11 protein-coding genes and 1 riboswitch are annotated in these 12,833 nt (G+C 28.4%); of the genes, 3 read left to right on the top strand and 8 right to left on the bottom strand.

The features are described from left to right. Positions 1 to 319: 319 nt before the first annotated feature. Positions 320 to 1,618, top strand: a complete 1,299-nt coding sequence (locus AC5SMR_RS00635) for a M23 family metallopeptidase (RefSeq protein ID WP_494576997.1) — start codon at positions 320 to 322, stop codon at positions 1,616 to 1,618. A gap of 2 nt (positions 1,619 to 1,620) precedes the next feature. On the opposite strand, the gene AC5SMR_RS00630 is transcribed toward AC5SMR_RS00635, so the two are convergent. Genes AC5SMR_RS00630 through AC5SMR_RS00610 form a run of 5 tightly spaced genes read right to left on the bottom strand, consistent with a single transcriptional unit; the run spans position 1,621 to position 6,350 of the window. Beyond that, positions 1,621 to 2,097 carry a DUF4167 domain-containing protein gene (locus AC5SMR_RS00630; RefSeq protein ID WP_271563825.1) on the bottom strand — a complete coding sequence of 159 codons (477 nt, stop codon included), beginning with the start codon at positions 2,095 to 2,097 and terminating at the stop codon, positions 1,621 to 1,623. A gap of 14 nt (positions 2,098 to 2,111) precedes the next feature. Continuing rightward, positions 2,112 to 2,954, bottom strand: a complete 843-nt coding sequence (gene prmC / locus AC5SMR_RS00625) for a peptide chain release factor N(5)-glutamine methyltransferase (RefSeq protein WP_494576996.1) — start codon at positions 2,952 to 2,954, stop codon at positions 2,112 to 2,114. A 1-nt stretch (position 2,955) separates the two neighbouring features. Further along, on the bottom strand, positions 2,956 to 4,029 hold the full coding sequence (prfA, locus tag AC5SMR_RS00620; RefSeq protein ID WP_494576995.1) for a peptide chain release factor 1: 1,074 nt from the start codon (positions 4,027 to 4,029) through the stop codon (positions 2,956 to 2,958). Between the two features lie 5 nt (positions 4,030 to 4,034). Next, positions 4,035 to 5,135 carry a flavodoxin-dependent (E)-4-hydroxy-3-methylbut-2-enyl-diphosphate synthase gene (ispG, locus tag AC5SMR_RS00615; RefSeq protein ID WP_494576994.1) on the bottom strand — a complete coding sequence of 367 codons (1,101 nt, stop codon included), beginning with the start codon at positions 5,133 to 5,135 and terminating at the stop codon, positions 4,035 to 4,037. A 3-nt stretch (positions 5,136 to 5,138) separates the two neighbouring features. Further along, positions 5,139 to 6,350 (bottom strand): aspartate kinase, encoded by a 1,212-nt coding sequence (locus tag AC5SMR_RS00610; protein ID WP_494576993.1) that lies wholly within the window; start codon positions 6,348 to 6,350, stop codon positions 5,139 to 5,141. A gap of 65 nt (positions 6,351 to 6,415) precedes the next feature. Between AC5SMR_RS00610 and ubiG the strand changes: the two genes are divergently transcribed. Then, positions 6,416 to 7,138, top strand: coding sequence for a bifunctional 2-polyprenyl-6-hydroxyphenol methylase/3-demethylubiquinol 3-O-methyltransferase UbiG (gene ubiG, locus AC5SMR_RS00605; protein ID WP_011281767.1), 723 nt, complete (start codon positions 6,416 to 6,418; stop codon positions 7,136 to 7,138). Here ubiG and AC5SMR_RS00600 read toward each other — a convergent pair. Together AC5SMR_RS00600 and argJ are read right to left on the bottom strand one after the other, a co-directional pair. Next, positions 7,135 to 7,566 (bottom strand): DUF1178 family protein, encoded by a 432-nt coding sequence (locus AC5SMR_RS00600; RefSeq protein WP_494576992.1) that lies wholly within the window; start codon positions 7,564 to 7,566, stop codon positions 7,135 to 7,137. The two genes, ubiG and AC5SMR_RS00600, sit on opposite strands and share 4 nt — an antisense overlap. A 41-nt stretch (positions 7,567 to 7,607) precedes the next feature. Beyond that, positions 7,608 to 8,909, bottom strand: a complete 1,302-nt coding sequence (gene argJ, locus AC5SMR_RS00595; protein ID WP_271615983.1) for a bifunctional glutamate N-acetyltransferase/amino-acid acetyltransferase ArgJ — start codon at positions 8,907 to 8,909, stop codon at positions 7,608 to 7,610. A gap of 65 nt (positions 8,910 to 8,974) precedes the next feature. Here argJ and secA point away from each other — a divergent pair, with 65 nt between their 5' ends. Next, the gene (secA, locus tag AC5SMR_RS00590) at positions 8,975 to 11,539 is read left to right on the top strand and encodes a preprotein translocase subunit SecA (protein ID WP_494576991.1); all 2,565 of its coding nucleotides are present in this window, start codon (positions 8,975 to 8,977) and stop codon (positions 11,537 to 11,539) included. On the opposite strand, the gene AC5SMR_RS00585 is transcribed toward secA, so the two are convergent. Then, positions 11,534 to 12,640 (bottom strand): acetyl-CoA carboxylase carboxyltransferase subunit alpha, encoded by a 1,107-nt coding sequence (locus AC5SMR_RS00585; RefSeq protein ID WP_494576990.1) that lies wholly within the window; start codon positions 12,638 to 12,640, stop codon positions 11,534 to 11,536. The genes secA and AC5SMR_RS00585 overlap by 6 nt on opposite strands. A gap of 91 nt (positions 12,641 to 12,731) precedes the next feature. Then, positions 12,732 to 12,818, top strand: a riboswitch (glycine riboswitch). The last annotated feature ends 15 nt before the right edge of the window (positions 12,819 to 12,833 follow it).

Raw genomic sequence — 12,833 nt, 5'->3', positions numbered from 1 at the left:
ACACTAGCTTCATATATAAATTGTAAGAATACAATCCATACGATTTTGAAGTGTGTACGACAAATTTTGGTAACCTTAACCGTCCACACTTCTCTTCTTAAATTTTTACTTTTCAAATAGCTAATTGGGTCTAAAACACCCAATAATCCTCACTAATCTATTGAGTAAACAATAATTTTACTGAGAAAGTGTGCTGCTTATAAGCTAAAATAAAAGTAAATCAAGCATTTAGCATTTAAATAAATGCTCAAATATATCAATAAATACTAGGTTTTTTTTGATTTTTAGTCATTACTAAATTAATAATTCAAAGTTCAAGATGATATTTAGTTCAAATAAAATAATAAAAATAATAAAAAAAAACGTTGAGATTACTTTTCTTTTCTTATTATTGTTAATTGCGATTTCAAGCACCAATATCTATAACGAAAAAAAAGTATTAATAAATGAAAATTACAAAAATTTAATAAATAATATTTATTTCCAAAAAAGTATTAACCAAATTTTTGATAGTCTAGTTCCAAGATATGAAAATATTGATCATAAAATTTCTAGTGGTGAAACCTTTGATAAAATTTTAAATAATTATTCAATACCTAATGAAGAAATTAATCAGATCAAAAAAAAATTAAATTCAGATTATAATATAAATAATCTTCAGCCAAATCTTGAAATAAAAATTACTATTGATCAATCAAATAATAAAAAAATTACTTCTTTTTTATTTCCAGTTTCTAGAACAGAAAAAATTCAATTAACAAGAAATCTAGATAATAACCTTTTTGAAAAAAAAATAATTATTACAAATTTAAATAAAAAAATTATTTTTAAAGAAGGAAAAATTACACAAAGTTTATATAAAACAGCTATTGATTTGAACGTTCAACCAAATTTGATTATTGAGTTTGCAAGAATTTATGGATTCCAAGTTGATTTTCAAAGAGATATTAGGAAAAATGATAATTTTCAAATCATGTATGAAGTGTTTGAAGATGATGATGGTAAAATATTTGAGACTGGTAATATAATTTTTGCAGATCTAAAGCTAAGTGGAAAAAATAATGCATTATATTATTTTGAAAAAAAAGGAAGTGAAGGACACTATGATAAAAATGGTAAGAGTGTTGAAAAAGCATTGATGAAAACTCCTATTAATGGTGCAAGACTTTCTTCTGCATTTGGAATGAGAAAACATCCTATAGATGGTTTTAATAAAATGCATAGAGGAACTGACTTTGCGGCCCCAATGGGTACTCCTATTATGGCATCTGGAAGTGGACTGATAACTAGAGCAAGATGGTGTGGTGGTGGTGGAAATTGTATCAAAATAAAACATAATTCAACTTATGAAACTATTTATGCTCATATGAAAAATTTTGCTAGAGGAATAAAAGAAGGAATAAGAGTAAAACAAGGTCAGATAATTGGTTATGTCGGGTCGACTGGAAAATCTACAGGTCCACATCTACATTATGAGGTAGTTGTAAATGGAAAAAAAGTTAACTCTCAAAAATTAAAGTTGCCTTCTGGTAAAACTCTTAAAGGAAAAGATAGAGAAATATTTGAGGTAGAAAAAATTAAATTAGATGTTTTAAAATCAGAATTAATTATTGGATAAAATTAACTAGCAGCGACTTTCTTTTCAACCACTTTTTTATCTAGACTTTTTACAACTTTTTTAACTTCAGGTTCAGTCACTTCTTTTTTAATCGTTTCAGCTTCAGTTTTAATAGTTTCTTCAACTTTTTTTTCTGAATCTACTGGCTTAATAGTTGAAGTTGCAGATGAATTTACTCTAGCCATTCTAAGGCTTTCTTGCTCGTTTTGAACTCTTGTAAAGTGATCCGCATGTTGAAAATAATTTTCAGATAAAATTTTATCTTCATTAGCTAAGGCTTCTCTCGCTAAATCATTGTATTTTTCAATAAGTTTAACTGCATTATGATTATTTCTACCTGGAACTTTTCTTTGAAAATTATCATTGTTAGAAAATTTTGACCCTTCATTATTGCTTCTAAATGGAGGTCTTCTATTATTATTGCTTCTAAATGGAGGTCTTCTATTGTTATTACTGTTATTACTTCTAAATGTTACCATAATATTTTTTCAATTTAAATTTTAGTGCTGATTATACAGCGATCATTGTTGCCATAATCTTTTATGGCTTTGTTAATGTAAAAACCTTCTTCTTTTAATATTCTTATAACTTTATTTTTTTGATTAAAACCAATCTCTAAAATAAATTTACCATTTTTCTTAATCAGATTATTTGTCTTATTGATTACTTTTCTGATTTTTGAAAAACCATCAAACCCACCACTTAAAGCTAACTTTGGCTCAAAATTAACTACATCTTTTTCCAAATATTTTAAACTTAACTGTTCAATATATGGAGGGTTTGAAACAATGATATCATATTTGCCATTATTAAAATTGTCAACACTTGAGTGAAAAAACTTTACACGATTAGTTAAGTTTAGTTGTTTTGCGTTAAATTTACTTACATTTATACTTTTTTTAGAAATATCTATTCCAGTTCCATAAAAATTAGATCTCTCTTTTAATATAGATAAAAGTATGCATCCAGATCCAGTTCCAATATCGAGAATTTGTAGTTGATCATCTTTTGAATAAATTTTTAAAACCTGTTCTATTATTAGTTCACTATCAGGTCTTGGAATTAGCACATCTTTATTGACAAAAAATTCATCTTTCCAAAACTCTTTTTTATTTATTAAATAAGCAATTGGTTCACCTTTTTTTCTTCTTTCAATTAAACTTTTAAATTTTCCTAATTGCTCCGAGTTCAAAACTTCTTTAGGATTTAAAATGATATGTTTTTTATCTCTTTTAATCGAGTTGGATAATAATATCTCACTATCAAGTTGAGGATTGGCTATCTTATTTTTTTGTAAGATACCTATTCCTTCATTTAGAACATTTTCTATATTCATTTTAATTAAGATTGCTCAATTTTTCTTCTTGTGCTTGCAGCGTTAAGCTTTCTACCATTTCATCAAAGGCTTCACCTTCTAAAAAAGCTTCAAGTTTGTGCAAGGTTAGATTAATACGATGGTCTGTTACTCTACCTTGTGGAAAATTGTATGTTCTAATTCTTTCAGAACGGTCTCCAGTTCCTATTTTGCTTTTTCTATCTTCGGATCTTTCGCCTTCTATTCTTGATCTTTCTAATTCATAAAGTCTTGATCTTAAAATTAACATCCCTTTTGCTTTATTTTTGTGTTGTGATTTTTGATCTTGTTGAGATACAGATAATCCTGTTGGAATATGAGTAATTCTCACAGCACTATCAGTTGTATTAACGGATTGTCCACCTGGGCCACCAGCTCTAAACACATCAATTCTTAAGTCTGATTCATTTATTTTTATATCAACCTCTTCTGCTTCTGGTAGTACGGCCACTGTTGCAGCAGAAGTGTGAACTCTCCCTTGAGTTTCTGTATCTGGAACTCTTTGAACACGATGAACTCCACTTTCATACTTTAATGTTGAATAAATATTTTTCCCCCTAATTGATGCAATAACTTCTTTTAGTCCCCCTGCCTCACTCTGAGACATACTTATTAATTCTAATTCCCATTTTTTTTGATGACTAACTTTTTCATACATCTTAAAAAGATCTGCAGCAAATAAACTTGCCTCTAATCCTCCCGTACCTGCTCTAATTTCTATAATTGCATTTTTTTTATCTGCCTCATCTTTTGGTAATAAAAATAATTTTAATTTTTTTTCTATAGTTTCGTTTTCTAATTTTAAATTTTTTAATTCTACCTCAGCCATTTCTTTAAACTCATTATCACTGCTAGAATCGCTTAATATTTTCTCTAGATCTTTTTTTTCCTCCTCATAAGAAAAATATTTTCTAGCATCATCAATTACCTCGTTTAAATCTGAGTATTCTTTTGATTTTTCAGCAAAAAGTTTTTTATCCACTTCACCTGATGATAATTCTTTCTCCAAAATAGAATGCTTAGATATTAAATCTTCAATAGTTTTTAGAGGTATCATTGTATTTATAATTTTTTATCAAGTTCGGCAGCTTTTTTTTCAACTTCACTTACAACTCTTGATATTATGTCTTCTGATAAAACTTTTTCACTTTGAATGCCAGATAAATAAAGCATATTATTACCTTTCCCACCTCCAGTAATTCCTATATCTGTCATCGCTGCTTCACCAGGTCCATTAACTACACAGCCAATAATCGATAATGTTAAAGGGGTTTTGATGTGAGCTAGTTTATCTTCTAATATTTTTACCGTGTCAATTACTTGGAATGCTTGTCTTGCACATGATGGACAAGATATAATTTTTACACCTCTATTTCTTAAATTAAGTGACTTTAATATTTCATTACCAATTTTAATTTCTTTAACTGGATCATCAGACAAAGAAATTCTTATAGTATCACCTATTCCATCCATTAAAAGTGAGCCAAGACCTATTGATGACTTAACACTACCCGATACAAAACCTCCAGCTTCTGTGATCCCTAGGTGTAATGGATAATCTGTAACTTTTGATAGTTGACGGTATGCTGCAATAGATAAAAAGATATCTGAAGATTTTACACTTATCTTAAAATTAAAAAAATCTTGATCTTCTAAAATTTTAATATTCCTCTGTGCACTTTCAACTAAAGCTTCTGGGCATGGCTCTTTATATTTATCTAAAATATCTTTTTCAAGAGAACCAGCGTTAACACCTATTCTAATAGAACAATCATTATTTTTAGCAGCACTAAGTACATCGTGTATTTTTAATTTATCACCAATATTTCCTGGATTAATTCTTAAACATTTTGCTCCATTTTCAGCTGCTTCTATTGCTCTTTTATAATGAAAATGAATATCAGCAATTATTGGAACAGATACATGTTTTGTAATTTCTTTAAGAGCTAATGAAGACTCTTCATCTGGGCAAGAAACTCTAACCAAATCTGCACCCTCTTCATGAATATCATTAATTTGTTTTATTGTGGCCTGAATATCGGTTGTTAAGGTATTGGTCATTGATTGAACAGAAATAGGATTGTCACCACCTATTTTTACATCACCAACATTTATTACTTTTGTTTTTTTTCTATGAATGTCTCTAAATGGTCTTAAGCTCATAAGTTAATCTAACTTAAATTCTTTGTGAAGCACTGCTACTGCTTTTTTTATCTGTTTATTTGAAATTAAAACTGAAATTTTAATTTCAGAAGTTGAAATAACCATTATGTTAATATTTTTTGAAGCCAAAGCTTGGAACATTCTATAGGTAATTCCTGGTGTTGTAATCATACCCACACCAATAATAGATACTTTTGAAACATTATTGTCATACGTAAGTTTTCTAAATGAAATTCTTTTATTTTGTTTAATTATTTTTTCTGTTTTTTTTACATCCTCAGATTTAATTGTAAAAGTTAAGTCTGTTTCTTTTCCATTTAAAGAAATATTTTGAACTACCATATCAACATTAATTTGATTAAGTGATAATGGTTTAAAAACAGCAGCTGCTACTCCTGGTCTGTCCTTAACACCTACAATCGTAACTTTAGAATCATTTTTTGTAGAAGTAATTCCAGTTATTATTTGATTACTGAAGGTTTTTTTTGTACCAGTTATTAATGTGCCTTTCTTTTTTTGAAATGAAGATTTAACTGAAAAATTAATATTATTTAGTTTTGCATCTTGCACAGATGTAGGTTGCATAACCTTTGCGCCTAATGATGCCATCTCTAACATTTCATCGTAGGAAATTTTATGAATTTTCTTGGCTTTAGAATGATTTCTTGGATCTGTAGTATAAACACCATCTACATCAGTGTAGATATCACACGCATCAGTATTAAAAAATTTTGCAAGCATTATTGCTGATGCATCAGTTCCACCTCTGCCCAGTGTTGTAAGTCTATTTTCTAAGTTAATGCCTTGAAAACCAGTTATGATAGGTATTCCACCTGATTTCATGAAACTAAGTATTTTTCCTTTATTGATTTTGCTAATTCTTGAAGAGCTATAAGGTCCTTCTGTAATAATTGGTAGCTGCCAAGACATCCATGATCTAGCTTTAAAACCAAGGTGTTTTAATCTACCAGCAATTAATGCACAAGTTGCTTGCTCTCCTGTTGCTAACAAAACATCATATTCTGCTGCATCAAAGGTATTACTTAATTCTTTTGTTTTTTTTATTAATTCATTGGTTGTGCCACTCATTGCAGATGAAACCACAATGACACCCATTTTCTTCTTTTTGTAAGAGGAAATAATTTTTGCTACGCTCTTTATTCTATCTATACTTCCAACGGAGGTTCCACCGAACTTTAATACAACAGTTTTCATTGATAATTTTGTAATTTATATTTGATAAAATACATCTTAATTGTTATGTCCACAAGTTATCTATTATGAATTCAATAAATAAAAAAGAAATTGAGAAATTTTCCAAAATTGCTGAAGAATGGTGGGATCCTAATGGTAAATTCAAACCATTGCATAATTTTAATCCAATAAGAATTAGATATATAAAAGAAAATATTATCAAAGATTTTAAAATTAGATCATCTGATAAGCCGTTAAAAAATATTAAATTACTTGATATTGGTTGTGGTGGAGGGTTATTATCTGAACCAATGTGCAGACTAGGAGCAAGTGTTGTTGGCATTGATGCATCAAAGAAAAATATTGAAGTTGCAAAATTTCATGCAAAAAAAAATAAACTTAAGATTGACTATAAAGTTGCATCTCCAGAGATGTTAAAAGATAAAAAAAAATTTGATGTAATTTTGAACATGGAAATAGTTGAACATGTTAATGATATAGACTTTTTTATTAAAGAAAGTTCAAAATTATTGAAAAAAAATGGAATAATGTTTATCGCAACCCTTAACAAAACATTAAAATCTTATGTATTTGCAATAGTGGGTGCTGAATATATTTTAAAATGGCTTCCAATTGGAACACATGATTGGGAAAAATTTGTTAAACCTAGTGAGCTAATAGATATAAGTAAAAAAAACAATCTATCTCTTAAAAAATTAGATGGAATGAATTTTAATATATTAGATAATAGCTGGAAAGTAACAAATGATACTTCTGTTAATTATATTACAAAATTTATAAAAAATTAGTTCGTAGTATCTTTTATCCAAGGCAGTATTTCTGCTTTTATACCCTCTTCCTTTAATTCGTTAAGATCTTTTTTTGTTGCGGTACCATAAATACCTTTGGCTTTTTTTTTGTCTTTATAATGTAGAGACCTTGCCTCATAAGCAAAATTTTCTCCCACATATTCAAAATTTTTTTTTATAAATTCTTGATATTTATAAATTGTTTTTTTTATTTCTTTATATTTTTCACTGGATGAATCAATGTCTGTTAAAATATTTTTTGAAGTATTCACATTAGGAGACATCAAGCCCTTTCCAACATTTAAAGAATTACAAAAATGACAATTTAAGAATTTTTTCTTTTTAAGTTTTTCATATTCCTTAGACGATGAAAACCAACTATCAAAAGTAGTTTCACAATCTTTACATATGAGCTTGTATTTGATCATGGTTTATAGTTAATAATTAATAAAGTTAATTCAATATCAAATTAGCTTCTATAATCAGCATTAATCTCAATATATTTTTTTGTTAAATCCATTGTGTAAGCAGTAAAACTTTTTGATCCCATATTTAAATTTACTGAAATATCTATTGATTGACTTTTCATATAGTTAGCCACTTCATTTTCTTTGTAATATTTAAAAATTTGTCCTTTTTCTATAATCTTAATACCACCAAAGTTTATTGCTAATTTTTTTAAATCTATTTTCACTCCAGATTTTCCTATGGCCATTATTATTCTACCCCAATTTGGATCTTCTCCTGCGATGGCTGTTTTAACAAGATTTGAATTCGCAATAGAAAAAGCTATTACTCTTGCTTCTTTCTCACTTTTTGATTTAACTATATTGATTGTAATAAATTTAGTAGCTCCTTCACCATCCTTAACCACTCTTTTTGACAAATTTAATAATACTGAATGTAGGGCTTTATCAAAACTAAATATCTTTTTATCATTAATATTATTAATGATTGAGTTTTTTACTTTTCCTGTTGAAAAAATAGAAACCATATCATTAGTACTAGTGTCACCATCGCAACTAATTGCATTAAAAGTTGTATTAATATTTTTCTTTAATAGTTTGTTTAAAATATCGTTTGAAAGATCTGCATCTGTAAAAACATAACCTAATGTGGTCGCCATGTTTGGAAAAATCATTCCTGATCCTTTGGCAATCCCATAAATCTTAACATTTTTATTTCCTATTTTGCATTCCTCCATAGAAATTTTTGGCTGTAGGTCTGTTGTCATTATGCCTAATGCAGCTTTCATCCAGGTAAATTTATTTTGTGTATATTTAATTTTTTTGATTAATTCTGGAATGTTCTTTTTAATTTTTTCAGTTGGATATTTTTCTCCAATTGTCCCTGTGCATCCAAAAAGTACTTGATTTGATGATATCTTCTTTGGAAAATCTTCGTCTTCAGTTTGTTTTTTTGTTAATTGTAATGCTGCTTCTTCTGCTATTTCTTTTAAACCTTTGTAACCATCTGATCCTGTAAATGCATTAGCATTTCTAGTATTAATAATTAGAGAGCTTATTTTTTTACTTTTAATATTTAAATTCCACTTAATGTTCTCTGAAACTATTTTTGATTGTGTATAAACAGATGCATAGTTTGCCCCGTCTCTAAAATAAAACATAACCAAATCATCCCTGGGTTTGCTGTATAAATTTGCACAAACTGTGGATATTGAAACTCCATCTAGATGTTCTAAATCTTGAAAGTCACTATTTTTTGACTTTAAATTTAGTGAGTTTATAAAGTTTTTAACGTTTATTGGCATGTGTTTAAAATATTTATTTAATACTTATATTAAAAGTTATAATTAATTATATACCAGAAAATTAAATGCTTAATCCCTTAAATTTTATCACAAAGTTTATTAAATCTAGCAATCAAAAAGAGCTCGATAGAATTAACAAAATAGTTGTAAAAGTTAACTCCTTAGAAGCTTCTGTTAAAAACCTTAGTGACGAAGACTTTCCTAAAAAAACTACAGAATTGAAAGATAGACTTAAAAATGGTGAAAATTTAGACACCCTATTGCCTGAAGCTTTTGCACTTGTGAGAGAGGCTTCTAAGAGAACAAGAAATGAGAGACATCATGATGTTCAAATACTTGGAGGTGTTGTGCTTCACGAGGGCAAAATTGCAGAAATGAGAACTGGTGAAGGTAAAACTTTAACAATAAGTCTAGCTGCTTATTTAAATGCTCTGACAGAAGAAGGGGTGCATATAGTTACTGTAAATGACTATCTTGCAAAAAGAGACTCGCAAGAAATGGGGGAGATATATAAATTTTTAGGATTAACTTTTGGTTTTATAAATAATGACCAAGATGATCTTGAAAGAAAAAAAAATTATAATTTTGATATTACATATGCAACTAATAGTGAATTAGGGTTTGATTATCTTAGAGATAATATGAAATTTTCAAAAGAACAAATGGTTCAAAGAGGACATGTTTATACTATTGTGGATGAAATAGATTCTTGTTTAATTGATGAGGCTAGAACGCCACTTGTAATATCGGGAGCTGCTGAAGACAAAACAGAACAATATCTTGCGATTGACAAATTTATAAAAAGATTATTACCAGAACATTATGAGATTGATGAAAAAGATAAAAATATATTGCTTACCAATGAGGGAATAAATAATGTAGAAAAAATATTCTCTGATGCTGGAATTCTAAAAAATAATAACTTTTATGACCCTGAAAACTTAAGTTTAGTTCATCATGTAAATCAATCTTTAAGAGCTCATCATCTATTTGAAAAAGGAAAGGATTATATTGTTAAAGATGGAACATTAAAAATTATTGACGAACTTACTGGTAGAATATTAGAGGGAAGAAGATTTGGAGATGGCTTACACCAAGCACTTGAAGCCAAAGAAAGAATAGATGTTCAAGCTGAAAATCAAACTCTAGCATCAATAACTTATCAAAATTACTTCAAGCTCTATAATAAAATTTCAGGATGTACTGGAACTGCAGCAACTGAATCTCAGGAGTTTTATGAAATATATAATTTAGTTGTGGTTATCATCCCTACAAATAAAGAAATGATTAGAAAAGATTGGAATGATCAAATTTTTAGAACTGAAGAAGAAAAAAATAAAGCTATCATTGAAAAAGTTCTGGAGTGTCACAAGCAAGGTCAGCCTATATTAGTTTTCACTTCTAGCATTAATAAATCAGAAATTTATTCAAAATTACTAAATGATGAAAAAATTAAACATGTAGTTTTAAATGCAAAAAATCATGAAAATGAAGCTGAAATCATTGCAAATGCTGGAAAAATGAATTCAGTTATAATCACAACAAGTATCTCGGGTAGAGGTGTTGATATCCAGTTAGGTGGAAAAAAAGGAAGTCAACCTGATGATGAGCTTTTAGAAAATAAAAATAAAATAAAATCACTCGGTGGACTATTTGTTATTGGTACAGAAAGAATGGAATCTAGAAGAGTTGATAACCAAGCCAGAGGAAGAGCTGGTAGACAGGGTGATGAAGGAAGTTCAATTTTTTATGTTAGTTTAGAAGATGACTTAATGAGAATTTTTGGTTCAGAATCTATGAATAATATTCTTCAAAAATTAGGCTTAAAAGATGGAGAAAGTATTGATCACCCCTGGATTAATAAAGCACTTGAAAGGGCACAACAAAAAGTTGAGGCTAGAAATTTTGATATAAGAAAAAATTTATTAAAATTTGATGACGTGTTAAATGATCAAAGACATGTAATATTCTCTCAAAGGAATGGCGTGATGAATAGTAAAAAAGTTTTTGATTATTCAGATGAATTCTTATCTGAAATTATTAGTCATCTAATCAGCTTAAAAACACAGAAACTATCAACAACTAAAAATAATGAATTTAATAATCAGTTAAAAACTTTACTAGGAAAAAGTGTTGATGATAATGAATTTAAAAATGTTACTGAATTAAAAGATGAAGAGTTCAAAAATAAAATTAATTCTAAATTTTTAGAAGCAAGAAATGAAAGAATTAAAATGTTGGATGAAGAAAAAGCAAAAGAAGTTGAAAAAAGAATTTTTCTTCAGTGTATAGATTTAAACTGGAAGTCACATATTCAATATCTTGAACAACTAAGACAAGTTATTGGCCTAAGATCTTATGGTCAAAGAGATCCATTAGTTGAGTATAAAAAAGAAGCCTTTTTTCTTTTCGAAAACTTATTGAATAAATTGAAAATGGATTTTGTTACAATTTTAATAAATTTAAAAATAGTTCAAGAACCTAGTGAAAGTATTTCAAGACCATTAAAAAAAGAAACATCTAACGATCCAAAATGTTTACTAATAAAAAGAAAAAATGAAAAAATTTCAAGAAATGAGAAATGTGAAGCTACAGGTAAAAAGTTTAAAAACTGTTGTGGGGCCTTATAAAGAAAATATAAAATAGCCCGATAAAACTATTACTCCAAATAAAACTGCTAAATTTAACTTTGATTTAAAGAAGTTTTTAATAAATAAATTAACCTTACTTTCTTTCATGCTGAGTGTACTTAGATCGTCTATTTGATTTACGAAACCTTTAGATCTTCCAATAGTTAAAAATTTATTTTTTCTATGATTAAAAATTTCTTCTCCACTCATGTTAAAAAATTCATTCAAATTTTTTTCAATCGATTTTCTTACGTTATCTAATATTAGGTCTCTATCTCTGTGGGCACCACCAATTGGCTCTGGAATAATTTCATCAATTACTTTTAGTTCTAAAAGGTCTTTTGAAGACAATTTCATAGCTTTTGCTGCTTCTAAAGTTCTTTTAGGGTCTCTCCATAAAATGGTGGCACAGCCCTCTGGAGATATTACTGAGTAAATTGCATTTTCTAACATGATTACCTTGTTAGATGAAGCAAGTGCTATTGCCCCTCCTGATCCACCTTCTCCAATAACAATTGCAAGAGTTGGGACGTTTAAAGACATGCAGCACTCAATTGATTTTGCAATTGCCTCTGCTTGACCTCTTTCTTCCGCTCCTACACCAGGGTAAGCTCCGGGTGTGTCTATAAAAGAAATTATCGGAATGTTAAATTTATTTGCTAATTTCATTAATCTAATTGTTTTTCTGTAACCCTCAGGTCTCATCATTCCAAAATTTCTTTCAATTCTACTTTCAAGGCTGTCCCCTTTTTCTTGGCCAATAACTAAGACAGATTTTTCATCAAATTTTGCAAATCCTGCTAATACAGATTTGTCTTCTCCATAATATCTATCACCTGACAATGGGATAAAATCTTCAAATAAATTATCAATAAAAAATTTTGCTTTAGGTCTATCTTCATGTCTTGCAACTAGAGTGGTTTGCCAGGGGTCTAAGTTAGAGTAAATTTCTTGTAGCTTATTATCTATCTCTTTTTGAGACTCAGATATTTTTTTGGTATCTACTTCTGAAAGACCATCTTGATTATAAGGATCTTTAAGTTTGTCTATTTCTATCTCTAAATTTTTAATATCTGTCTCAAAATTTAAATAATTTTTCATATGATTGTTTAATTATTAATTAATTAAGAAAAAAGGCAATAAAATGTTTCAAATAATTTATATTTGACATAATTCTATTAAGAGATAGTCTTAATCAATATCGGGAGAGACTATTTTAAATAGCGCCGAAGGAGCAACCACCCCGGAAACTCTCAGGCAAATGGACCGATAACAAACATAACACTCTGGAAAG

The sequence above is a fragment of the Candidatus Pelagibacter sp. PS_28 genome (genome assembly GCF_059417885.1).
Note: the sequence above shows the minus strand (reverse complement) of the source record. Positions and strands in the feature narration are given on the sequence as shown.